Below are 21,318 nucleotides of genomic sequence, written 5' to 3'. Positions count from 1 at the left end.
GGAGAACTCATTTCAGTAGGCCCTTGAGAAGAGCGGCGGTCGCGTCGCAGTGCTCGTGCATGACGAAACGCGCACGTTCGGCGTCGCCATCGAGAATCGCGTGCACGATCGTGTAGTGCTGGCCGTCCGAATTGGCGATATTCGCCTGGAGGAACGGGATTTCCGCGAGAAACTGGTGGACCTTGGCCTGGACGAGACTGCACGCCTTGGACAGCTCGTCCGATCCGCACACCGTGGCGATCGCCAGGTGGAGCCGGGCATCGGCCTGCCGGTAGTCCGCGGGTGTCGCGGCGTGTTCCAGATCGCGCAGACAGCCGGTCAGCAGCGCGCGCTGCTGCGAGCCCAGGGCGGTCTTCGCGGCCCGGTACGCCGCCCCGGGCTCGATCACCGAGCGGAATACGACGATGTCCTCGATCCCGGCCCGCCGGTCGGCGGCGGGATTCACCTCCCCCGGCCACTCCCCCGCGATCGCCGCGACGACCGTGCCGCCCCCGCGCCCGCGCGTGGTCGTGACGAACCCGGCGGTGCGCAGGGCGCTGATGGCCTCGCGGAGCGTCGCGCGGGAGACGTTGAGCCGCTCGGCGAGCTCGCGCTCGTTCGGCAGTTTCGAACCCGGCGGGAAGATCCCGAGCTGGATGGCGGAGCCGAGCTGCTCGACGCACGACTCGAAGGCCATGTGCCCTCGCACGGGGTGCAACATGGCATCGACAAGGGGCGAATCCATCGTGCTGCTCACGGTGGTCAGGCTATTCCTCGAGGAGCTTCTCGGCCCGGATGGTCAGGTGTGAGTCCTGTTCGGATGTCATGAAGTGCCGGCGCCCCCGGGTCAGCCACAGCACCGTGGCCAGCGCGGCGACGATGACCACGGCGATGGGCGCGTAGTTGAACGTGCTGACGGTGATCGGCGAGGTGGGCGGCAGGACGAACAGGATCACGATGAAGACCACCCAGACCACCGCGATCCAGCCGATGATCGGGCTCCATTTGCCGAGGCTCCAGGGCCCGGGCACGAAGTTCCGGTCCAGGCGGCGCAGCAGCACCGGCGTCACATACGCGATGTAGAGGCCGATGACGGCGATCGAGGTCACCGCGAGGCACGCGGTGTAGTTGAACAGCGCCGGCGCCGCGAGCACGACCGAGAGCGCCACGCACAGCCAGATCGAGTTGGTCGGCGTGCCCGTGCGGGGGTTCACCCGCGCCCAGAGACGCGATCCGGGAATCGCGTTGTCGCGCGAAAACGCGTAGCTCATACGGGAATTCGCGGTCACCGACGCCATTCCGCAGAAGAACTGGGCGCCGCACACCAGGAACAGCAGGAACTTCGCGACCGCCGGATTGTTGAGCGCGTCGAGGAAGACCTGGGCCGGCGGCAGGCCGGTCGATGTCCCCGCGAGCTTGGTGAGTCCGTCCTGGCTGCCGTTCTGAATCGCCGCCGTGATCGAGTACAGCAGGATCCAGCCGCCGATGATCGAGACCAGCACGCTCATCACGATGCCGCGCGGCGCGGCGGTCGCGGCGTTCTTCGTCTCCTCGGCGACGTGGGCCGAGGCGTCGTATCCGGTGAAGGTGTACTGCGCCATGAGCAGGCCCATGCCGAAGACGTAGGGGCTGAACCCCCAGCCGGTCTGGTTGTGCCAGGCCGTGAACGTCCAGGCCGCCGACTGGTGCGAGGTCGGCATGATCCACAGCGCGCCCACGATGATCGCCACGCCTGCGATGTGCCACCACGCCGAGACGTTGGACAGCAGGCTCACGAGCGTGACACCGAACGTGTTGAGCAGGCCGTGCACGACGATGAGGACGACGAACAGGATGAACGTGTTGAGCGGATGCGGCGCGACGCCCCACATGAGGTTCGCGAAGGCCATCATCGTGACCGCCGCCCCGTAATCGATCGCGGCGGTCACCGCGACCTCGCCGAGGAAGTTGTACCACCCGACGAACCAGGCCCACTGGCGCTTGTTTCGCTTGGCCAGGCGCCCGGCCCAGAAGTACAGGCCGCCCGCGGTGGGGTACTTCGAGCAGACCTCGGCCATCGCGAGCGCGACGCACAGCACGAAGGCCCCCGTGAGCGGCCACCCGATGTCGATGGCCGCCGGGCCCCCGGAGATCAGCGCGATCCCGTACGAGGTGATGCAGCCCGCGAGGATCGAGATGATCGAGAACGACACCGCGAAGTTGGAGAAGCCGGTCAGCCCGCGGTGCAGTTCCTGCTTGTATCCGAGCTCGGCCAGGACAGCGGCATCGCTGTCGACGGGGGGAATCTCGCGGCCCATGGCTTCTCCTTCAGGCACAGGAGGGTGATGAGCGAATGTTGCCCGCGTCACAGCTAAATGTCAATGGCCTGACTTCAATCCATTTATTTCACACCGTGAGGATCGTGCGGCCGATCGCCGTTCGCGATTCGATCGCGGCATGGGCCGCGGCCGCATCGGCGAGCTGGAAGGTCTGGCCCACAACGACTTCCAGCTTTCCGGCGGCGGCCTCCGCCAGCGCCCGGCGGCCCGCCGCTGCCCAATCGATATCCGCGCGCAGCAGATCCGGCAGCATCGTCACGGCGACGCCCGACGCGGCCGCGGATTCGGCGGAGATCGCGGCGAATCCGCCTGCCGCATTGCCGTACCCGAGGAACCGTCCGCCGGGCGCGACCGCGCCCAGCGCGTCGATGCCGATCGGCCCGCCCGCGCCGTCGAAAACCACCTGCACGCCCGTGCCACCGGTCAGCGCCAGCACCTGGTCGGCCCAGCCGTATTCGTCGTAGTCGACCACCGCCTCGGCGCCGAGGCGTTGTGCCAGTGCCAGTTTCGCCTCTCCGCGGGCCGCGGCGACAACCCGCGCCCCGGCCGCGCGCGCCAGCTGGATGAGCAGCGTGCCCAGCCCGCCGGCCGCCGCGGTGATCAGCACCCACTCCCCCGGCTTCGGATCGGCGAATTCGGCGACCGCGACGGCGGTGCGGCCGTCGGCGACCAGCGCCGCGGCCTGCACCAGGTCCAGCCCCTCGGGCACCTCGAGCAGCGCATCGGCCTGGGCGAGTGCCCTTTCCGCGTATCCGCCGGTCGGCACCCCGCCACCGATCGCGCTGGCGGCGGTGCGGGCGATCACGCGCTTGCCCGCCCAGGCCGGGTCGACGCCGGGCCCGACGGCGGACACCACACCGGACACCGACCCGCCGGGCACGTAAGGCGTTTGCACCGGGAAGTAGTTCACCCCCGACCCGTCGCGCAGGCGGGTATCGAGGAACATCACGTCCGCGGCGGCGACATCCACCACGACCTCGCCCGCGCCGGCCACGGGATCGGGCGCCTCACCGGGCACCAGCACATCCGGGCCTCCGAACGACTTCGCCTCTACCACACGCATTTCCGGCCACATCCCTTCGTTGTCGAACAATGGGAACAGCCTCTTACCTCAACATAGATTGAGGTCAAGTTGTTCGCTGCGAGCGAAAGTCGCGGGCACACCGGGCATCTCCGGTACCCGCGGATGCGATTTGCTGAGGGATCGCGGCGTCGCTACCATGATCGGTGAGGGGAGTACTTCCCAAGCGCCATTCCGGTCAGTACGGATTCCACCGTTGGATTCCCCGGATGGTCGCCCGGCAGCGGGTGAAGGAGACCTCGGGTTATTTGCCGTACCCGAGGAGATCCATGAATCCGGCCACATCCGCACTCGCATCGTCCCAGCTGCACACGATCGCCTCGCCCTGGCTCTGGGCCGTGACCATCGCCGGGGTGCTGGCCCTGCTCGTGCTGGACTTCGCAGTCACCCGCCGCCCGCACGAGGTATCCATGCGCGAGGCGATCGGGTGGACGGTGGTCTACCTGGCCCTGCCGCTCGCCTTCGGTTCGGCCATCTGGGCCGGGTACGGCGCGCGGCCTGGCACGGAATTCCTCACCGGCTATCTACTCGAAAAGTCGCTGTCGGTCGACAATCTGTTCGTCTTCATGCTGTTGCTGGCCGCGTTCGCGGTGCCCGCGGCGCTCGCGCAGCGGGTGCTGCTGTACGGGATCGCGGGCGCGCTGGTGTTGCGCGGGCTCTTCATCGCGCTGGGCGCCGCCGCGCTGGCCTCGCTGGATTGGGCATTTCTGCTGTTCGGTGCGATTCTGCTGGTCACGGCCGCGAAACTGCTGGTGGACGCGGCCGGCGGACAGGAGCAGGAGGTCGAGGTCTCCTCGATGCGGTCGGTGCGGCTGCTGCGCCGGATACTGCCGGTGACGGACGATTACCGGAGCACGCGGATAACCGTGCGGGAGGCCGGACGGCGTGCGCTGACACCGCTGGCGCTGGTGGTCGCCGCGGTGGCGACCACCGATCTGGTGTTCGCGGTCGATTCGGTGCCCGCGGTGTACGGCGTCACCGGCGACCCGTACCTGGTGTTCGCCACCAATGCCTGTGCACTGCTGGGACTGCGCGCGCTGTACTTCGTGCTGCGGGCGGCGTTGAGCCGGTTGGTCCACCTGGCCTACGGGCTCGCGGTGATCCTGGCCTTCATCGGGGTGAAGCTGGTGCTGCACTGGGCACACGGAATCTGGGACGGGATGCCGCAGATCCCGACGCACGCCTCGCTCGGGGTGATCGTGGCGGTGCTGGCGACGGTCACCGCCAGCAGCCTGTGGGCCACCCGGGCAGCGCGGGAAAACGACGCCACCGCAGCGGGTTCCGCGTCCTAGCCCGGCGTTACTCCGCCGACGGCGACGGCCCTCGACCGGTCCGGATACTCAGTGCGGGACCGTCCCGACGTGCTCTCGCGGGTCCAGCAGCAATCGCATCTCCCGCGCGAGCCTGGTCGTCCAGGGATCCTCGTGCTTCTCGAAGTGCCAGCCGGTCTTGTTCATTTCTCGCAGATGATTCGGACCGAAAAAGATCATGAGATGCAGCAGGGCGTCGACGAACACCGCCAGCACGACCGCCGAGATCAGGGACACGGCCAGCATCGCAAAAAAGATTCCGACATATGCCATACACAAGCGTGTACCTACCAGCGACGCAAGTGCAAGCCCCCGCTCTCGATCCGGTCGCCGCGAGCGTGCGACCGACCCGCCGCGGTCGGGATTCGGCAGCCCCGAAAGCGCTTGTGCCCCAAGCCCGGTCGAGTCGGTGCGGGTACGCATTGCACATCAAGGGACTGACACTACGTCTTGTCCAGCGGATCTTGATTGAGAGCTGCCAAGAGACGCGGGACCAGGGGGTTTGAATCGTTCTTGCGCCAGGCGACGGCGATTCGTGTGCGCGCGGTGTTGGGCTCGATCCCGCGGAAGGCAACGCCTTTGAGGCGAATGCGGCGGATGCTCTTCGGGGCCAGCGACACTCCCAGGCCGGTTTCCACCAGGGCGCAGACGGTCTGCCATTCCACGGCGTGCTGAGTCACTCGGGGGGTGAAGCCTGCGGCGGTGCACAGGTTGGTGATCTGGTCGTACAGCGGCGGGCCGACGGCTCGAGGCAGGAGCACGAAGGGGTAGTCCGCCAACTGCTCGACTCGGACGGCTCGTTGTGCCGCGAGTGGGTGTGAGGAGGGCAGGACGGCCACGAACTGTTCGGTCAGCACGGTCTCGAATCCAAGTTCCGCGTCATGGGCAGGCGGCTCCCGCAGCAGGCCGATGTCGATCGTCCTTTCGCGCAGAGCGGCCAGTTGGGGCGTGGTGGTCATCTCATGGATGTCCAGGTCCACGGCGGGAAACCGTTTCCGGAAGGTATGCAGCAAGCCGGGGAGGACGGTGAGGGCAAGGGAGGCGGCGAAGCCGATCCGCAGCCGGCCAGCCCTGCCGCTGCCGACCTCTCGGGCTGCGGTCAGGCCCTCTGCGAGGTCGGTGAGGGCATGCCGGGCAGCGGGGAGGAGTTCCCGGCCTGCCGGGGTGAGGCCGATGCGCCCGGGCTCGCGGCTGAACAGCGCGTATCCGACCTTGTCCTCCAGGCGACGGATCTGCTGGCTCAGCGGCGGTTGGGCGATGCCCAAGCGGGAGGCGGCGTGGCCGAAGTGGAGTTCCTCGGCGAGCACGACGAAGGCATGCAGCTGCGGAAGGGGAAGTTCAGGGCGCTCCATACTAATAGAGATATCACTCCATGCCTGAAGGCGTATTAGACGTATCAGTGCTGGTCACTTAGCATTCGGCGCATGACAGAGCGACGTTCGATCCTCAGCGGCTCCACGTTCGAGGAACAGATCGGCTATGCCCGCGCCGTGGTCGACGGCGACTGGGTTCATGTGTCCGGGACGACCGGATTCGACTACACCACCATGACGATCTCAGACGACGTGGTGGAGCAGGCCGAGCAGTGCCTGCGCAACATCGAGGCTGCCCTGGCCGAAGCGAAGTGCACCTTCGCTGATGTAGTGCGGGTGCGCTACCTGCTGCCCGACCGGGCCGACTTCGAGCCCTGCTGGCCGGTACTGCGTTGCGCCTTCGGCGAGGTCCGGCCGGCCGCCACCATGCTCATGTGCGGCCTCGCCGATCCCCGCATGAAGATCGAGATCGAGGTGTACGCCCGGCGGATCACCGAGTAACCGTCCGCGTAATCCGATCTGGGTGAACGGGCGCGGCGCTGGATCGATTGGTCGCCGACTTCGGTTAGGCCGGTAGCGGCGGGATCTGTCGGTGTGGGCGACTATGGCCCTGCTCACCCGGTCGGCGCACCGTGATATCGGCTGCTGGAAGTCGGTACGTGCCAGCCGAGAACCAATGATCTCACGGCCGTCTGGATCACCGCGTCGATGTACGCCGAGGGCAGGGTCCCGTCGAGTTCGAGCGTGACGAATCCGTGCAGCGTCGCCCAGACCGCGACAGCGATGTGGTTCACCTCTGCGGTCGGGTGCAGGGAGGCGTGTACGCGGCTGATCGCCTCGACGAGCGGCGCCGCCGGGTCTTGGTCGCTCGGGGCGCCGCTGGGAGTGTAGGTCGTGCCGCCGCCGAAGATTACCGCGTAAAAGTGCCGCTCGTCCAGGGCCCACCGCCGATAGGCCGACGCCATCGCCAGCAGGTCGGTGAGCGGGTCGTCACCCGCGGGTACCGCGACCAGAACTTCGAACAGCTGCGCCGCCACGCGCCGGCGCACGGCGGCGAGCAGACCCTCCCGGCTTCCGAACAACGTGTAGATCGAGGTGGTCGAAGCGGTTGCGGCAGCGGCAACTTCGCGCATCGACAAGCGATCCGACGAGCGGTCGCGCAGCAGATTCGTCGCAGCGCTGACGAGGCGTTCGCGCGTGGCGTCATCGTTGGTTGGCGGACGTCCCATGGAGACGCAGTCTACTTCGCAGGTAACACTGTTACAGAACATTGTTCTGAAACAGTGTTACAGTTTTTTAGAACAATGTTCTGAAATTGAGGAGATCGTAGTGACGTTCGTTCGACAGAGCTTGCGAGTGTTACGGACCACGGCCATCCACGTCACGGCCGTACTGGCATTGGTCGTGGTGTTCCTGGCTGTCGTGGTGCTGACCGGCGGGGCTGGGCGTGGATGGGCGGCATGGACCGTCACTGCCATGATCGGCACGGCCACTGCCGGACTACTGGCGGCCCGTGACCGCCGGCGCGCCGCCGTGCACATGTTGATTCAGACGGGTCTGGCCTGCGCGCTCACCGCCAGCGCCTGCGTACCAACCGTTTCGACGAGCTGGCAGTATCGTCCGGACCTACCCGGAGTTTCGAGCGAGCGTTGGACGCTGGCGACGGGCAGCCGTGTCGCTGTGTATCACTACGCACCGCAGGCGGGCGTCGCGCATCACGGTATACCGCTGCTGTATCTCAACGGTGGTCCCGTCCGCAGCATCGCCCTGATCGACCACACGTTTCTGCGGCGGCTGGCCGACGATGGCTTCGATGTGTACGCCTACGAACAAGCCGGCGGCGGGCGAAGCGATCCGCTGCCCATGCGCGACTACACCATCGACCGCTCGGTGCGCGACCTCATGGCAGTGCTGGAGCACGTCCCCGGCCGACGCGCCGACGTGATCGGTTTCTCCTCCGGGGCAGTGATCCTCACGCGAGCCCTGGCCGACGCCGCAAGCACGGTCTTCATCCACAGGGCAGTGATCGTGGAGCCGGGACCGATGGACGGCCCCACGGAGCATCTGGCCGGCTGGATCGGAAGCGCCACGGCCGCCGGGATCGCTCCCCCACCCGGCGGCCCACGCTCGGTCTCCATGCCGCGCTATGCGGTTGCCTTCGGGCTGCAGCGGCTGGGGCTACTGTCTCCCCAGGATCAGATGGTCGGCCAGGCCGAGGCGGTCAACGCCTTCCGGGCCGCCGATCTCGGCAGCGACACGGCGAACAGCTACTGCGCGAAGGACGCCCAGCGCATCCCGGTCGAGGACAGCGCCGCGAACTTCTCGTTCAACCCGGCCGCCAGCCTCCGCATCCAGGACACGATCACCCATTCGCCCTCGATCGCTCCGCAACTGCGCGCATCCAAGGTTCCGGCGATGCTGGTGATGGCCCAATGTTCGCACCAATTGCGCCAATGGGCGACGGCCGTCCTGGCGTCCGATCCCGCGATTGCCCGGACCCAATACATCACCGGCGTCGGCCATCACATCTGGAACAGCCTCGATGACAACCACGACCGCGCAGCATCGGTCATCACCGCCTTCCTCGACAACAAGCCGGCACCGCTTCCCAACTACCCCACGGCCGCAGACATTCCGACCTTCCTCGGCGAACACCGGTAGGGCCGGTCCGGCGGCCAGGGAACACCGTGGGCGGCTGATGTGTCGTCAGCCGGCCCGACGCCGCCCACCATCGCACCCTCGCGCAGCACACCTCCACGCGCGCATCTCGACATGAGGCATCGGGGCCACCGGTTGCGGCGACCGCTTCGAGCTGCACGGCAGGTCAGCGCGAGCCGCCCCGGTTCACACCTCAGGTCAGCTTCACCCGTGCCGCGACGAATCGGGCGATCGCCGGCGCGAACCGATGGAAGTGATACTGCAGGTGGGCTTCCGGTGTCACCGGAACGACGTCGCGTCCGTCCTGCACCGCACGCACGATCTGCGCGGCGACCTTCTCGGGCCCGTAGTGCCGCTTGCGGTACAGCTCATCATATTTGGCCTGCTTGGCCGCCTCATCCTCGGCCGAGAGGCCCGAGAATCGGGTGGTGGCAACGATATTGGTGTGCACGATGCCGGGGCAGATGGTGTGCACGCCGATCCCCTTGCCGGACAGTTCGGCTCGCAGGCAGTCGGAGAACATGAACACCGCCGACTTGCTCGTCGAGTAGGCGCTGAAACCGCGCTGCGGGGTGTAGGCGGCCATGCTCGACAGGTTCACGATGTGCCCGCCGAGCCCGCGCTCGGCCATGGCGGCGCCGAAGGTGCGGCAGCCGTTGATCACCCCGCCCAGGTTGACCCGCAGCACCCGGTCGAACTCGGCCGCAGACGTGTCGAAGAAGTCGCCCGCCTGGCCGATTCCGGCATTGTTGACAAGCACGTCGGGCACCGCGTGCGCGGCGATCACGGTCGCGGCATGCTCGGCGACGGCGTCCGCATCGGAGACGTCCACCGAATATGCGTGGGCCACACCGCCTTCGGCCTCCACGAGCGTGACGGTCTCCTTGGCCGCATCCAGATTGACATCGGACACCACGATCTCCGCGCCGCAGCGCGCGAAGGCCAGGGCGGTCTCGCGGCCGATTCCGCTGCCGCCGCCGGTGATCACGACCAGCTGATCCTCGAACGGGCGCCGCACACGCGCGCTCACCTCCGCGCGCCGCAGTGCGCGCGACGGCGTACCCGCGGTGAGCGAGTCGATGAGTTCCGTGGTGGCAGTGGCCAGTAGCTCCGGATGCGAGAACGGCAGCCAGTGGCCCGCCGGGACCTCCCGCCGCCACAGCCGCTCGGTCCACTGCGATTCGTTCTCGTATCCCGCGGGCCGCACGGCCACGTCGCGGCCGGCGATCACCAACTGCACCGGCACCTCGGTGCGGCGCTCGCGGGCATCGACCAGGCGCTGCACGATATTCGCGCGGTAGATGCGCATCCCGTCGAAGAAATCCTCGCGGAAATTGGGGCCCAGCCGCACGTTCTCCGGGGCCGTCTCGTTCATCAGGCCCACGAAGCGCCGCCACACCGCCTCCGCCGACAGCGGCCGCAGCACCACGCGCGGCACACCCGGCGTCATGAACAGGAAGGTGTAGGCCGAGGACAGCAGCTGGGTGAACGGACCCCACGCCGCGCCGCGGGACAGCTTGGCGCGCATCCACTTACCCATGTGGTCCAGGTTCGGCCCGGACACCGAGGTGAACGACGCGATCCGCGCGGTGGCCCGCGGTTCGCAGACCGCCTCCCACATCTGCACCGAACCCCAGTCGTGCGCCAGCACGTGCACCGGCTTTTCGGGGCTGATCGCATCGGCGACCGCGAAGAAGTCGGCGGCGAAGGCATCCAGGCGATAGTCCTGTGTGCGGCTGGTGCGGGTGGAGCGGCCGTGCCCGCGGGTGTCGTAGGCGACGACGTGGAAACGCCCGGCCAGCAACGGAATCACCCGGTCCCACAGGTGGTGGTCGTCGGGCCAGCCGTGCACCAGGATCACGGTCTCGGCGGCGGAATCGCCGTATTCGTAGACGGCGAGGTCGAATTCGCCGCTGCGAACGGTCCGCTCCGCGTCGGGAGCAGGGGGCGAGGCGGGCATTGTCTCTCCTTCGACGAGGGGAAGATTCACAGATCCAGTACGAGACGGTCACCGCCGCAGCGGGATACGCAGATGAGCATGTCGCCCTCGGCGCGCTCGGCGTCGGTGAGCACGGTGTCGCGATGGTCGACCTCGCCGGACAGCGCGGTCACCCGGCAGGTGCGGCAGAAGCCCTGGCGGCACGAGTAGGGACGATCGGGCCGCACCTCGAGCACCGCGTCGAGCACCGAGCGATCGGCCGGGATCGCGATAACCTCGCCGGTCCGGGCCAGCTCCACCTCGAAGGCCGTGCCGTCGAGCACCGGCGGGGCGGAGAAGCGCTCGCAATGCAGTTCGACGCCGGGCATCTCGCGCACCGCGGCCGCGATCACCGCGGTCATCGGGACCGGCCCGCAGCAGTAGACCGAGGTGTCCGCGCCGACGCCGGGGAGAAGTTCGTCCGCTCCGGGCAGGCCGTGTTCGTCATCGGTGCGCACGCGCACGCGATCGCCGAACGCCTCCAGTTCCTCGAGGAAGGCCAGCGAGTCGCGACTGCGGCCGGTATAGACCATCGACCAGTCGACGCCGAGCCGGTGCGCCATCCGCACCATCGGCAGGATAGGCGTGATGCCGATACCTCCGGCCACGAAATGCACACGGGCGGCATCGGATCCGTGCCCGGGCAGCACGAACGGGAAGGCGTTGCGCGGACCACGCACGGTCACCGCACGGCCGACACCCAGGTCGTCGTGCACCTCGATCGAACCGCCGCCGCCGTCCGGAATCCGGCGGACCGCAACGCGATAGCTGTGCCGATCGGCAGGATCACCGCACAGCGAGTACTGGCGCAACCGGCCCGAGGGCAGTTCCAGATCCAGGTGGGCGCCGGGACGCCAGGGCGGCAGCGCGCGGCCGTCCGGCGCGGTCAGCAGCAGGCTGACCACGTCGGCGTCGTGGGCCTCCACCCGCCGCTGCGCGACCCGCAGGTTCAGGCGGTGATCGTCGACCGAACCGTGCGCGGGGCGCCGGTTGATCAGCGTGGCCCAGCGCAGCCTGCTCGTGGCCACGGCATCGATGACCCGAATCGCCCTGTCGCCGCGCCGATTTCCGTACAGGTCGGCGGGCCGGGACAGCGGAACGCGTCGCGTCACGACGCCAGCGCCTGCGCCGCGGGCGATTTGGCCAGGTAGGCCACGGCCTGGGCGGTGGATCCGACGGATTCGGGGTTGTAGCCGGGCAGCAGCACCGATCCCGCGCTCCACAGCAGCGACGGCACGCCGGGCAGGGCGCCGCGCCACATCGCGCCGAAGATCCGGAACAGCAGCTGCGGATAGCGCATGTTCGGCAGCGAGGGGTCCTCGTGCACAAGGAATTTCGTGCCGCGCCCGACCAGGCACAGGAAGATCGGGAAGACCATCAGCATCAGCGCGCAGCGGCGCAGGTAGCCGATGTCGAAGTAGCGCGCGACATCGTGGGCCACGTGCCGGTGCTCGACCTCCTCCGCGCCGTGCCAGCGGAACAGATCCAGCACCCGCGGATCGGCGCCGAACTGCTCCAGGTCGGCGTTGAGCACCCAGTCGCCGAGGAAGGCGAAGAAATGCTCCAGCGTCGCGATGACGCCCAGGCGCTCGACGAGGGTCTGGAACACCGCGGCGGCGTCGCGTCCGGGGCGGGGACCCAGGGTGTTGCGGAACAGATACTCCATCTGCCGCACATAGGCCTCGACGTCGATGCCGTGCGTGGTGAGCACCTGCTCGAGCACGCCGTTGTGCGTCTCGGCGTGCATCGATTCCTGCCCGATGAATCCGAGCATCTGCTCGTGCAGCTTCTCGTCGCGCACCAGCGCCAACGCCTCGGAGAAGGCCAGGCAGAACATCCGCTCCCCCTCGGGAAGCAACAGATTCAACGCGTTGATCACGTGCGAGGCGATCGGCTCGTCCGGCATCCAGTGCAGCGGGGTGTCGCGCCAGTCGAACTGCACGTTGCGCGCGTGCAGAGCTACCTCGCCCGGATCGGCCGCCTCCTGGCGGGTACGCCAGGCAGACAGCATGGGAAGTAACTTCATCGGGCACTCCTGGTCATCGTCGACGCGGTCGCTACATGAGCGTAGCAAAATTTCGCGTGTATATGCGACCAGGAGTAACAGCTATAGTCGAAAGGGCGTCATCGCTGCTTGACCAGCGGAACGCTGTAGATCTTGCCCTTCTCGTCGGTGGTCGTGGCCTTGGTATAGAGATTGGCCGGCTGGGCGGGATCGGACAGCACGACGTGCACCGGCTTGGTGATGTAATGCCCGGCGGCGCAGTTGGGAATGCAGGTGTTGTCGCGCTCGGTACCCTCGCCCTCGGCCTTGTCCGCCGTCCAGGATTTCCAGGTGATCTTGTCGACCTCGGCGCCCAGATCGGCACAGGCAAGGATCAGGTTCACCGGCCGCACGGCCGGCTTGTCGAAGGAACAGTCGATCACTTCCGGGAGGTTCTTCGGCTGCGCGGAGGCATCGGTGCCCGACCCCGGGGGATTCGATGTGCCCGAACCGCACGCCGCGGCCGTCGCGGCCAGGCACGCCAGCACCAGCGCGCCCGCGATACGCGGGCGAATCGATCCCATCACCGTCATACTCTCGCTCCCAGCCCGTGCCGCCGCATCCGCGGCCCGTCGTCGATTCCGGCAGGCTAGCGCACACCCGCCCCGGGTGGCACCCCCACGCGCCGGATCGCGCTGCCCACCGGGTAAGACGGTAGCGCCGCTCCGGTGACGATGCTAGGAATGGAGAGACGGAAGATCGCGTTGGAATCGCCATCGGTGAACCACTCCCGTGGGCGCCCGCAGCGATGAAAAGTCCACGCTAGGAGAAACATTGACCGGGGGCGCACCGGAGACCGGCGGCCGGGGGGCACGCAGATGGTGACGATCCTCGGCGGCGGCATCGCGGGGACCGTGCTCGCGGGCGCGCTGGCCCAGGCGGGCCATCAGGCGATCGTCTACGAGCGCCGGCCCAACGTGCGCGGCGGCGCGTTCCTGTTCCTGGACGGCCGAGCGCACCGCACGCTGACCGAGCTGGGGGTTCCCGCGGACGAGCTGGAGCGCGCGTCGTATCCGACGACCGGGTTCCGGGTGAGCTCCCCCGCCGAGGAGATGCGGGAGAATCCCGCCGCGGGCCACCGCCTCTACCACCGCACCGACCTGATGCGGGTGCTGACCGAATTCGCCGACGACTCCAAGGCCGAGATCCACTACGGCACCGCCATCACCGATCTGGATCCCGACACCGGCGTGCTGTACCCGGGCGGCACCGCGGCCGAGCTGCTCATCGCCGCCGACGGCATCGATTCGATCGCCCGCACCCGCCTCGAGCCCGCCCGGCAGCCCGAATACGCCGGCCAGGTGGTGCTGTATGCCACCGCCGCACCGGGCACCCGGCCCAACACCGCCCCGTCCGTCCTGCATTTCCATCGCCGGGTGGACGCGAGCCCGGCCACCTTCGGGCACTTCTGGAACGATCAGGTCACGGTGTGGTTCGTGCGACTAACCCGCGAGCCGATCCCGGTGGGCTACACGGGATTTCATCCGCTGGCCCGCTGGATCGCCCCGATCCGCCAGGCCCTGCCCACGATTCCGTTCCTGCTCGACACCCTGCTCGAGGCCACCACAATGGTGCACGTCTCCAATGCCCGCACGGTGCCGCTGACCCGCGCGCTCCCGCCCCGCGCGCCGGTGATCCTGTGCGGCGACGCCGATCACGCGCTCAGCCCCGCCGCCGGGGTGGGCGCCCGCGACGCCATCGAGGATGCCGCGGCGCTGTGCCGGGCGCTGCTGTCCGGGGCCGATCCCGCCGCCGCCATGCGCCGCCGCCGGGAGGAAGTTCTCGCCGTCCACGGGCGAGCGAGGCGGCAGCGGGAGCCGGCTCAGAACGCGAACACGTATGTGCTGCGGTTCAGCTCCCCGCAGGAGTTGGGGTAGGTGTGCCGATACGAGACCGAGGCGCCGTTCCAGACACCCTCGGCGGTGATGGTGACGGGATCGTAGATCATCGGGCAGAAGCGCATCGGGTGGCCGTGCAGGCGCTCGAAGTCGCCGCCCACCGCGGCCAGTTCGCCACAGGCCGCCGCGGCGTTCGGATGGGTGCCGCCCACCGTCGGGGAGCAGACGAGTAGCACCGTGCGCGGACCCGCTGCGGGCACAGTGCTCTTGGACACCGTCAGCGTGAGGGCCGAGGGCAGCGGGGTCGAGGACTGGGCCTGCGCGGGCGCCGCGGCGACTCCCGCGACGGCCACGGCCAGGACCGCGGCACGGAGGGCGATCATCGGCTTCTCCTCATCGTCGAGTTGTGCATGGACTGTCGATCGCGGCGGGCGGAATGTTTCAGGCGGGGTTCTCGTCCGGGGGGCTGATCGTGTCGCGCCACCGGTCGGACCACTTCCACAGCCGCTCCAGGGCGCGGCCCAGTTCGACTCCCGGATAGGTCAACTCGTAGGACTTGTCGGGTCGCTTGACGATGATCCCGGCGCTCTGCAGCGTCTGCAGGCGCACCGACAGCATGCTGGAGGAGCAGTTGCCCATCCGGCGGCGCAGCTCCAGGAATCCCAGCGGCCCGGGTTCGAGCTCCCAGATCACGCGCAGCATCCAGCGCTGGCCGAGCAGCTCCATCGCCTGCTTCGGCCCTGCGGCCGGGTCGCGCCCGGTGGACCCCGAATCGTTTGCGCTTCTCATTTAGAACCAGCATAGTGGTTCTGAAATAGAAGCAGCGGAGGAGGGCGGGCATATGGAGTCGAGCAGAATCGCGCTGGTGACGGGCGCCTCGCGCGGCATCGGGGCCGAGACGGCGCGCGTGCTGGCCGCGCGCGGCGATCACGTGGTGCTCAACTATCGCGAGAAGCGCAGGCGCGCACAGGACCTCGCCGACGAGATCGCCGCGGCGGGCGGCAGCGCCTCGATCGCGGGCGCGGACCTGTCCGACGAGGCCGCCGCACGCGGGCTGAGCACGGAGATCGCCGAGCGGTTCGGGCGCCTGGATGTGCTGGTGCTCAACGCATCCGGCGGACTCGAGCGCGGCGCGAGGCCGGACTACGCCATGGCCATCAACCGGGACGCGCAGCTGCGCCTGGTGCAATTGTTCCTGCCACTGATCCCCCGCGGCGGCCGCATCGTCTTCGTCACCAGCCACCAGGCACATTTCCACGGCCGCAAACCCGTCCCGTCCGAGTACGAGCCCATCGCCGCGAGCAAGCGCGCCGGCGAGGATGCGCTGCGCGCTTTGACCGGCGAATTCGATTCCCGGGGAATCGGTTTCACGATCGTCTCGGGCGACATGATCGACGGCACCATCATCGTGCGGCTGCTGGAGCGCCGCGATCCGGACGCGGTCGCCGCCCGGACCGAGCACGGCGCGCTGCCGACGATCGAGGAATTCGCGACCGCCGTCGCCGATGCCACCACGGGCAATCACGCCTCCGGGCACACGGTATACATCGGCGGCGCGGACTACCTCGCGCAGTGGCCGCCATCCCCCGCTACAGCCTGACGTATCGCCGCACCGCCGTCTCCAAGGCGGTCAGATCCTCGCCCGTCAGGAACCCGACCATGTCGTACAGATACTGGGTATCGATCGAGCGCATCTGGTCCACCAGCAGCCGCGTTCTCCGCTCATTGAGCTCGATCTCCGGCCGAAAAGGTGACGCCTGCGCGCTGGTGGATGTCGGGACCACGGTGACCACCGTCCAGTCCGTCACCGAAAGCACGACCCCCGTACCTGCGGCCGCGCTGTTCGTGACCCCGTTTCTCGTCGCCGAGATTGATGCGGTGTACCGCGCCGCGGATCACGCTCACCACTCATCCGGTTCGTCGCCGAGGTTCTCACCACTGGCCATGATGGCTCGCGCCGTCTGCTGGGCTTCGCGTTCCCACTCGATCCGCTCCAGAGCAGCCAGAGCCCTGCGAATGACGTCCGCGATGGATTCGTCGCGATGCTGAAGCTTGGCCAGTAGCTGCTGGTCGTGCTCGTTGGCCCGGAAGTTGATCGCGCTCATACACCCATGATCAACCCGGGGCCGGTACCACGGTCGATCAACCGGCATCGATCAGGCGACGGCTTCCAGCACCTCGTCCCGGGACAAGAGCCCCGCGTAGAAACCGTTGCGTTCCAGCAGTTCCCGATGGGTGCCTCGCTCGACGACGTGCCCGGAGTCCAGCACCACGATCTGGTCGGCGTCGCGAATCGTGGACAGGCGGTGCGCGATCGTGATGGTGGTGCGGTCCTGTGCCAGCGCGTCGATGGCGGCCTGCACCTCGCGTTCGGTACGAGTGTCCAGGGCGCTGGTGGCCTCGTCCAGGACCATGATCGGCGGATTGCGCAGGATGGCGCGGGCAACGGCGAGACGCTGTTTCTCGCCGCCGGAGAAGCGATAGCCCCGCTCGCCCACGAGGGTGTCATAGCCGTCGGGCAGGCTCGCGATGTGCTCGTGAATCTGCGCGGCCCGGGCGGCGGCGATCAATTCCTCGTCCGTCGCATCGGGTTTGGCGAAGCGCAGGTTGTCCGCGACCGAGGCGTGGAACAGATAGGTCTCCTGGGACACGACGCCCACGGCCGCCGACAGATCGGCGAAACTCAGCTCGCGCACGTCGATTCCATCGATGGTGACCGCTCCGGTGCTGGCGTCGTACAGCCGCGCCACCAGATAGCCGAGAGTGGTCTTGCCCGAGCCGGTCTCGCCGACGATGGCCAGCGAGGTCCCCGCGGGAACCGTGATGTCGACGTCGCTGAGCACATTCCGGTCCTGCGGATCGTAGGCGAAGCCGACCCGGTCGAATCGCACCGCGCCCGAGGCGGCCGGTAGCGGCACCGGATCGGCCGGTTCCTCGATATCGGGGCGCAGATCCAGGTATTCGAAGATCCTGCCGAACAACGCCATCGAGCTCTGCATATCCACACCGGTGGACAGCAGCTGCACGGCGGGGCGCAGCAGCCCGGTCTGCAGCGTGGTGAAGGCCACCAGGGTGCCGATCGAGACCAGCGGATGCCCTGAGGCCACGGTGAGCCCGGCGGCCCAGTAGATCACCGCGGGCATGGCCGACATGACGATCTGAATCGTCGCCTGCCGCCAGCGCCCGGCCATGCTCGCACGGATCTCCATATCCACCAGCCCGCGCGATTCGCGCGAGAAGTCGTCCACGAGTTCCGGCGCGCGACCCATGGTGCGCCCCAGCAGAATTCCGCTCACCGACAGCGATTCCTCCACGATCGCCGACATTCCCGCGAGCTGGCGCTGGCGCTGGCCGGTGATCCGGCGGCGCTCGTCGCCGACGCGGCGGCTGATCCAGACGAAGAAGGGCAGCATCAGCATCGAGACGGCCGTCAGGCGCCAGTCCAGCGCGATCATCGCGATGATCGCCGCGGCGACCGAGGTGAAGTTCGATACCAGCGAGGTGGCGGTCGAGGTGACCGTGGACTGCATGCCGCCGATATCGTTGGCAATCCTGGACTGCACCTCGCCGGTGCGGGTGGTGGTGAAGAAGGCCAGCGGCATGCTCTGCAGCCGCGCGTACACCGCCGCGCGCAGATCGTGCATGACCTGCTGGCCGACGGCGGTCGAGATATAGGTCTGCAGCACGCCGAACACGCTGGTCAGCACGACGACCGCGATCATGCCGGCGGCGAGCAGGGTCAGCAGGCCGACGCGGCCGTGCGGCAGGGCGTCGTCCAGGACCGCGCGCAACATGAACGGCGAGGCGAGGGAGACGACGGACGACAGGGCCACCAGCGCGGCGACCAGGGCCAGGCGGGCGCGATAGGGACGGAAGAGCCGGAGGATCCGGCGGAGCTGAGGTGGGGATTGGGCTGCCATAGGCGCCTCCTTCCGGGAACTACCGCTCATAACTGAGCTTGGCTCACAATTATTCCATAGAACAGTGAGCTAAGCTCAGAGTTATGGGTGAAGCCACTCCGACCGACACCGCGGAGATCGATCTGCCCGAGCTGTTCCTGCGGACCAGCAAGCGCATCCGGCGCAATCAGATGGCCCGCCTCGCCCCCCTGGGCCTGACGCCCGCCCAGAGCAGGGCGCTGCGCATCATCGGCCAGGATCCCGATCCGCTGCGCATGTCCGCACTCGCCGATCGCCTGGGCATCGTGCCCCGATCGGCCACCACGGTCGTGGATGCGCTGGTGTCCGCGGGCCTGGTCACTCGTGCGCCGGACCCGGCGAATCGCCGCTCCACGTTGGTGTCTCCCACCGACGCGGGCCGCCGCACCCTCACCCGGATGTCGCAGGCGCGCCGCGATGCCGCCAGCGAGACGTTCGCGGCGCTGTCGTCGGCGCAGCGAGAAACGTTGCGGGAGTTGCTGGCCGCCCTCGAGCCGGGGGATCCGGCCTGAGCATTGCGGTCATCGGGCTCTCCCGGCCGACCCGTCCCGGAAAGGCCTATCCCGGCCGTCATACCCTGCAGTGAATTGTCCATGCGACGCGCCCGGCGGATTGTGGAGCGCGTGAACGATATTCGATACGGACTACTGCTTCCCGCCGGTCAGGCTCAGCTCCAGGCCGGCGGGTCGGCCGCCGCGCTGCTGGACCTGGTGGTGACCGCGGAACGACGGGGATTCGATTCGATCTGGGTGGGCGATTCGCTGCGCCGGGCGCGCATCGAGCCGCTGACCCTGCTCGCGGCCGCAGCTGCGGTCACCGAGCGGATCACGCTCGGCACGGCGATACTCATGCCCGCCTACCGGCAGCCGGTGCACACCGCGCTGACGATCGCATCGCTCGACCTGCTGTCGCGGGGACGGCTCGTGCTGGGTGTCGGGGCCGGATTCCCGGGTTTGAGCGAGAACGAGTTCGAGCTGTCCCGGGTGGAATTCCGAACGCGCTTCTCCCAGCTCGACGACACCGTCCGGCTGTGGCGGCAGCTGTGGTCGGGAGACTCGAACCCCTTCCACGGCAAGGTTTTACACTACGACTGGCTCCCCGAGGTGCCGAGCCCGCATCGCCCCGGCGGCCCGCCGATCTGGCTGGGCGGCATCACCCCGGCCGCCCTGAGACGCACCGGCCGCCTCTACGACGGCTGGCTCCCCTATCCGCCCGAGGTTTCCGACTACGCCACGGGACTCGAGGCGATCCACGCATCGAGCGCCGAGGCCGGGCGCGACGAGAAGGACATCACCCCAGCTCTTTTCGCGACGGTCTTCATCGACGACGACGCCGAGCGCGGCCGCGCCGCCCTGGCGGCCTTCTGCGAGGCGAACTACCGCATGCCGCTGGAACAGGTCGGGCAGATCCAGGTGATGCTGACCGGATCCGCGAATGAGGTTGCCGCACAACTAAACCGGTACGTCGACGCGGGCGCGCGGCACCTGCTCATCCGAATCGCCGCGATCACACCCGATTCGTTCGCCACCCAGCTGGACCGCGTCACGCAGCTGATATAGCGGCACCGAAATCACCGAGCGGTTCGGCGAGGCGGAGTTGGTACCGTGCGAGGCAGTACTATTCACCGCGGGGCGTTCGCCCTACAGCCCGGGCGGCGCACCCGGATCACCCCGTCAGTGCCGACGAATTACCGTGCGGGAAGGACGGTCCGGGCCGGTTCCAGCGTGGACTCCATGGGTGGCGGACCCAGCGTCTCCCCCGGCTGCAGGCGGTGGATCGAGGCGTCGGTGCCGCGCAGTTCCGCGCCCGAGCCGCCGCGGCGTACCGCGACGATCTCCGCCGCGACGGCCACGGCCGTCTCCTCGGGGGTGTGCCCGCCCAGGTCCAGGCCGATCGGCGAATGCAGCCGGGACAGTTCGGGTTCGGTCAGCCCGGCGGCGAGCAGCCGGGCGGTGCGGTCGCGGTGGGTGCGCCGCGAGCCCATCGCGCCGACATACGCGACGCGGCGGCGCAGGGCCACCTCCAGCACGGGCACATCGAATTTGGCGTCGTGGGTCAGCACACAGATCACCGTGCGGGAATCGGTGCGCGTCTGCTCCAGATAGCGGTGCGGCCAGTCCACGGCGACCTCGTCGGCCTCGGGGAAGCGGGCCGTGGTGGCGAAGATCGGCCGGGCGTCGCAAACAGTGACGTGATAGCCGAGGAATTTCCCGATTCGTGCGACGGCGGCAGCGAAATCGATGGCGCCGAAGACGATCATGCGCGGCGGCGGCGTCGAGGATTCCACGAACACCGTGACTTCCTCGGCGTCGCAGCCGATCACGCGAATCCCGGTGGCGCCGAGGTCGAGCATGGCCCGGGCATCGGCGACGATCCGGGCATCGGCGGCCGCCACCGGGCCGGGCGCGCTCCCCTCATCGAGTGCGCCCGCCCCGGACTTCACGAGCCAGTCCGGGCCGACCGCCAGCATGTCGCCGGAGGTCGTATCCCGTACCAGCGCAACGGCTTCCTCGGTCCGCAGCGCCTTGTCGAGAACAGCGTGGTCGCGTGAGCCGACCGGGTGCACGAACACCTCGAGCACTCCGCCACAGGTCAATCCGACCGCGAAGGCGTCGGAATCGCTGTAGCCGAACGTCTCCCGCACCGGAACCCCGGTGGCCAGCGCCTCGCGGCACAACTCGTACACCGCGCCCTCGACGCACCCGCCGGAGATCGACCCGATGACGACGCCGTCCTCGTCGACCGCCATCGCGGCCCCGATCGGGCGCGGCGCGCTGCCGGTGACGCCGACGATGCTGGCGACGGCGAACCGCTTGCCGGCGGCCTGCCACGCGAGAATGTGCTCGGTCAGCTCACGCATT

Annotated in this window: 23 protein-coding genes; 7 read left to right on the top strand and 16 right to left on the bottom strand. The window is 68.5% G+C overall.

Features of this window, described 5'->3' with window-relative positions:
* Nucleotides 1–7: 7 nt before the first annotated feature.
* The 3 genes from ABH933_RS00230 to ABH933_RS00220 all read right to left on the bottom strand — a co-directional run bounded on the left by ABH933_RS00230 (nucleotide 8) and on the right by ABH933_RS00220 (nucleotide 3,360).
* The gene (locus tag ABH933_RS00230) at nucleotides 8–736 is read right to left on the bottom strand and encodes a FadR/GntR family transcriptional regulator (RefSeq protein ID WP_429413643.1); all 729 of its coding nucleotides are present in this window, start codon (nucleotides 734–736) and stop codon (nucleotides 8–10) included.
* A 10-nt stretch (nucleotides 737–746) separates the two neighbouring features.
* Nucleotides 747–2,276, bottom strand: a complete 1,530-nt coding sequence (locus ABH933_RS00225) for an amino acid permease (RefSeq protein WP_429413640.1) — start codon at nucleotides 2,274–2,276, stop codon at nucleotides 747–749.
* A gap of 88 nt (nucleotides 2,277–2,364) precedes the next feature.
* Entirely contained in the window at nucleotides 2,365–3,360 is a 996-nt protein-coding gene (locus tag ABH933_RS00220; protein ID WP_429413637.1) for a zinc-binding dehydrogenase, read from the bottom strand.
* A 287-nt stretch (nucleotides 3,361–3,647) separates the two neighbouring features.
* Between ABH933_RS00220 and ABH933_RS00215 the strand changes: the two genes are divergently transcribed.
* Nucleotides 3,648–4,670: a TerC/Alx family metal homeostasis membrane protein gene (locus tag ABH933_RS00215; RefSeq protein WP_429413634.1), complete on the top strand. Its 1,023-nt coding sequence runs from the start codon at nucleotides 3,648–3,650 to the stop codon at nucleotides 4,668–4,670.
* A gap of 48 nt (nucleotides 4,671–4,718) precedes the next feature.
* Here ABH933_RS00215 and ABH933_RS00210 read toward each other — a convergent pair whose 3' ends face one another.
* Nucleotides 4,719–4,934: a hypothetical protein gene (locus ABH933_RS00210; protein WP_429413631.1), complete on the bottom strand. Its 216-nt coding sequence runs from the start codon at nucleotides 4,932–4,934 to the stop codon at nucleotides 4,719–4,721.
* A 197-nt stretch (nucleotides 4,935–5,131) separates the two neighbouring features.
* Nucleotides 5,132–6,040 (bottom strand): LysR family transcriptional regulator, encoded by a 909-nt coding sequence (locus ABH933_RS00205; RefSeq protein WP_429413628.1) that lies wholly within the window; start codon nucleotides 6,038–6,040, stop codon nucleotides 5,132–5,134.
* Between the two features lie 72 nt (nucleotides 6,041–6,112).
* Here ABH933_RS00205 and ABH933_RS00200 point away from each other — a divergent pair, with 72 nt between their 5' ends.
* Nucleotides 6,113–6,502, top strand: a complete 390-nt coding sequence (locus ABH933_RS00200) for a RidA family protein (RefSeq protein WP_429413625.1) — start codon at nucleotides 6,113–6,115, stop codon at nucleotides 6,500–6,502.
* A 113-nt stretch (nucleotides 6,503–6,615) separates the two neighbouring features.
* Here the strand turns inward: ABH933_RS00200 and ABH933_RS00195 are convergent, their stop codons facing one another.
* On the bottom strand, nucleotides 6,616–7,230 hold the full coding sequence (locus ABH933_RS00195) for a TetR/AcrR family transcriptional regulator (protein WP_429413622.1): 615 nt from the start codon (nucleotides 7,228–7,230) through the stop codon (nucleotides 6,616–6,618).
* On the opposite strand from ABH933_RS00195, the gene ABH933_RS00190 reads away from it, so the two are divergent.
* A complete protein-coding gene (locus tag ABH933_RS00190; RefSeq protein WP_429413619.1) occupies nucleotides 7,229–8,662 on the top strand; it encodes an alpha/beta hydrolase in 1,434 nt (477 codons plus the stop codon). The two genes, ABH933_RS00195 and ABH933_RS00190, sit on opposite strands and share 2 nt — an antisense overlap.
* A gap of 190 nt (nucleotides 8,663–8,852) precedes the next feature.
* Here the strand turns inward: ABH933_RS00190 and ABH933_RS00185 are convergent, their stop codons facing one another.
* From ABH933_RS00185 to ABH933_RS00170, 4 genes are all read right to left on the bottom strand, one after another.
* Entirely contained in the window at nucleotides 8,853–10,619 is a 1,767-nt protein-coding gene (locus ABH933_RS00185; protein ID WP_429413616.1) for an SDR family oxidoreductase, read from the bottom strand.
* A 26-nt stretch (nucleotides 10,620–10,645) separates the two neighbouring features.
* A complete protein-coding gene (locus tag ABH933_RS00180; protein ID WP_429413613.1) occupies nucleotides 10,646–11,749 on the bottom strand; it encodes a PDR/VanB family oxidoreductase in 1,104 nt (367 codons plus the stop codon).
* Nucleotides 11,746–12,663, bottom strand: coding sequence for a metal-dependent hydrolase (locus ABH933_RS00175; RefSeq protein WP_429413610.1), 918 nt, complete (start codon nucleotides 12,661–12,663; stop codon nucleotides 11,746–11,748). Before ABH933_RS00175 ends, ABH933_RS00180 begins: the two co-directional genes overlap by 4 nt.
* A gap of 98 nt (nucleotides 12,664–12,761) precedes the next feature.
* Nucleotides 12,762–13,214: a hypothetical protein gene (locus ABH933_RS00170; RefSeq protein ID WP_429413607.1), complete on the bottom strand. Its 453-nt coding sequence runs from the start codon at nucleotides 13,212–13,214 to the stop codon at nucleotides 12,762–12,764.
* A 285-nt stretch (nucleotides 13,215–13,499) separates the two neighbouring features.
* On the opposite strand from ABH933_RS00170, the gene ABH933_RS00165 reads away from it, so the two are divergent.
* Complete coding sequence (locus ABH933_RS00165; RefSeq protein WP_429413604.1) at nucleotides 13,500–14,558, top strand: FAD-dependent oxidoreductase; 1,059 nt, start codon at nucleotides 13,500–13,502, stop codon at nucleotides 14,556–14,558.
* Here ABH933_RS00165 and ABH933_RS00160 read toward each other — a convergent pair.
* Together ABH933_RS00160 and ABH933_RS00155 are read right to left on the bottom strand one after the other, a co-directional pair.
* A complete protein-coding gene (locus tag ABH933_RS00160) occupies nucleotides 14,504–14,902 on the bottom strand; it encodes a subtilase-type protease inhibitor (RefSeq protein ID WP_429413601.1) in 399 nt (132 codons plus the stop codon). The genes ABH933_RS00165 and ABH933_RS00160 overlap by 55 nt on opposite strands.
* A gap of 58 nt (nucleotides 14,903–14,960) precedes the next feature.
* Complete coding sequence (locus ABH933_RS00155; protein WP_429413598.1) at nucleotides 14,961–15,308, bottom strand: winged helix-turn-helix transcriptional regulator; 348 nt, start codon at nucleotides 15,306–15,308, stop codon at nucleotides 14,961–14,963.
* Between the two features lie 52 nt (nucleotides 15,309–15,360).
* Here ABH933_RS00155 and ABH933_RS00150 point away from each other — a divergent pair, with 52 nt between their 5' ends.
* Nucleotides 15,361–16,119 carry an SDR family oxidoreductase gene (locus ABH933_RS00150; protein WP_429413595.1) on the top strand — a complete coding sequence of 253 codons (759 nt, stop codon included), beginning with the start codon at nucleotides 15,361–15,363 and terminating at the stop codon, nucleotides 16,117–16,119.
* On the opposite strand, the gene ABH933_RS00145 is transcribed toward ABH933_RS00150, so the two are convergent.
* From ABH933_RS00145 to ABH933_RS00135, 3 genes are all read right to left on the bottom strand, one after another.
* Nucleotides 16,109–16,336, bottom strand: a complete 228-nt coding sequence (locus ABH933_RS00145; protein WP_429413592.1) for a type II toxin-antitoxin system PemK/MazF family toxin — start codon at nucleotides 16,334–16,336, stop codon at nucleotides 16,109–16,111. The two genes, ABH933_RS00150 and ABH933_RS00145, sit on opposite strands and share 11 nt — an antisense overlap.
* Nucleotides 16,337–16,420: 84 nt before the next feature.
* Nucleotides 16,421–16,624, bottom strand: a complete 204-nt coding sequence (locus tag ABH933_RS00140) for a hypothetical protein (RefSeq protein WP_429413589.1) — start codon at nucleotides 16,622–16,624, stop codon at nucleotides 16,421–16,423.
* 51 nt (nucleotides 16,625–16,675) lie between these two features.
* Nucleotides 16,676–18,439 (bottom strand): ABC transporter ATP-binding protein, encoded by a 1,764-nt coding sequence (locus tag ABH933_RS00135; protein ID WP_429413586.1) that lies wholly within the window; start codon nucleotides 18,437–18,439, stop codon nucleotides 16,676–16,678.
* Nucleotides 18,440–18,522: 83 nt separating this feature from the next.
* Here ABH933_RS00135 and ABH933_RS00130 point away from each other — a divergent pair, with 83 nt between their 5' ends.
* Together ABH933_RS00130 and ABH933_RS00125 are read left to right on the top strand one after the other, a co-directional pair.
* Complete coding sequence (locus tag ABH933_RS00130; protein WP_429413583.1) at nucleotides 18,523–18,969, top strand: MarR family winged helix-turn-helix transcriptional regulator; 447 nt, start codon at nucleotides 18,523–18,525, stop codon at nucleotides 18,967–18,969.
* A 111-nt stretch (nucleotides 18,970–19,080) separates the two neighbouring features.
* Complete coding sequence (locus ABH933_RS00125; protein WP_429413580.1) at nucleotides 19,081–20,016, top strand: LLM class flavin-dependent oxidoreductase; 936 nt, start codon at nucleotides 19,081–19,083, stop codon at nucleotides 20,014–20,016.
* Between the two features lie 128 nt (nucleotides 20,017–20,144).
* On the opposite strand, the gene ABH933_RS00120 is transcribed toward ABH933_RS00125, so the two are convergent.
* Complete coding sequence (locus ABH933_RS00120; RefSeq protein WP_429413577.1) at nucleotides 20,145–21,317, bottom strand: XdhC family protein; 1,173 nt, start codon at nucleotides 21,315–21,317, stop codon at nucleotides 20,145–20,147.
* Nucleotide 21,318 lies beyond the last annotated feature (1 nt).

The sequence above is a fragment of the Nocardia sp. GP40 genome (assembly GCF_050434125.1).
Lineage (GTDB): Bacteria > Actinomycetota > Actinomycetes > Mycobacteriales > Mycobacteriaceae > Nocardia > Nocardia albiluteola.
Note: the sequence above shows the minus strand (reverse complement) of the source record. Positions and strands in the feature narration are given on the sequence as shown.

Excerpts from the sequence above, each read along its gene's own strand:
- ABH933_RS00215 (WP_429413634.1), top strand. The coding sequence starts at position 3,648 with ATGAATCCGGCCACATCCGCACTCGCATCGTCCCAGCTGCACACGATC.
- ABH933_RS00150 (WP_429413595.1), top strand. The coding sequence starts at position 15,361 with ATGGAGTCGAGCAGAATCGCGCTGGTGACGGGCGCCTCGCGCGGCATC.
- ABH933_RS00210 (WP_429413631.1), bottom strand. The coding sequence starts at position 4,934 with ATGCTGGCCGTGTCCCTGATCTCGGCGGTCGTGCTGGCGGTGTTCGTC.
- ABH933_RS00140 (WP_429413589.1), bottom strand. The coding sequence starts at position 16,624 with ATGAGCGCGATCAACTTCCGGGCCAACGAGCACGACCAGCAGCTACTG.
- ABH933_RS00155 (WP_429413598.1), bottom strand. The coding sequence starts at position 15,308 with ATGAGAAGCGCAAACGATTCGGGGTCCACCGGGCGCGACCCGGCCGCA.
- ABH933_RS00185 (WP_429413616.1), bottom strand. The coding sequence starts at position 10,619 with ATGCCCGCCTCGCCCCCTGCTCCCGACGCGGAGCGGACCGTTCGCAGC.
- ABH933_RS00170 (WP_429413607.1), bottom strand. The coding sequence starts at position 13,214 with ATGACGGTGATGGGATCGATTCGCCCGCGTATCGCGGGCGCGCTGGTG.
- ABH933_RS00160 (WP_429413601.1), bottom strand. The coding sequence starts at position 14,902 with ATGATCGCCCTCCGTGCCGCGGTCCTGGCCGTGGCCGTCGCGGGAGTC.
- ABH933_RS00135 (WP_429413586.1), bottom strand. The coding sequence starts at position 18,439 with ATGGCAGCCCAATCCCCACCTCAGCTCCGCCGGATCCTCCGGCTCTTC.
- ABH933_RS00205 (WP_429413628.1), bottom strand. The coding sequence starts at position 6,040 with ATGGAGCGCCCTGAACTTCCCCTTCCGCAGCTGCATGCCTTCGTCGTG.
- ABH933_RS00175 (WP_429413610.1), bottom strand. The coding sequence starts at position 12,663 with ATGAAGTTACTTCCCATGCTGTCTGCCTGGCGTACCCGCCAGGAGGCG.
- ABH933_RS00120 (WP_429413577.1), bottom strand. The coding sequence starts at position 21,317 with ATGCGTGAGCTGACCGAGCACATTCTCGCGTGGCAGGCCGCCGGCAAG.
- ABH933_RS00195 (WP_429413622.1), bottom strand. The coding sequence starts at position 7,230 with ATGGGACGTCCGCCAACCAACGATGACGCCACGCGCGAACGCCTCGTC.
- ABH933_RS00130 (WP_429413583.1), top strand. The coding sequence starts at position 18,523 with ATGGGTGAAGCCACTCCGACCGACACCGCGGAGATCGATCTGCCCGAG.
- ABH933_RS00220 (WP_429413637.1), bottom strand. The coding sequence starts at position 3,360 with ATGCGTGTGGTAGAGGCGAAGTCGTTCGGAGGCCCGGATGTGCTGGTG.
- ABH933_RS00225 (WP_429413640.1), bottom strand. The coding sequence starts at position 2,276 with ATGGGCCGCGAGATTCCCCCCGTCGACAGCGATGCCGCTGTCCTGGCC.
- ABH933_RS00190 (WP_429413619.1), top strand. The coding sequence starts at position 7,229 with ATGGAGACGCAGTCTACTTCGCAGGTAACACTGTTACAGAACATTGTT.
- ABH933_RS00165 (WP_429413604.1), top strand. The coding sequence starts at position 13,500 with ATGGTGACGATCCTCGGCGGCGGCATCGCGGGGACCGTGCTCGCGGGC.
- ABH933_RS00200 (WP_429413625.1), top strand. The coding sequence starts at position 6,113 with ATGACAGAGCGACGTTCGATCCTCAGCGGCTCCACGTTCGAGGAACAG.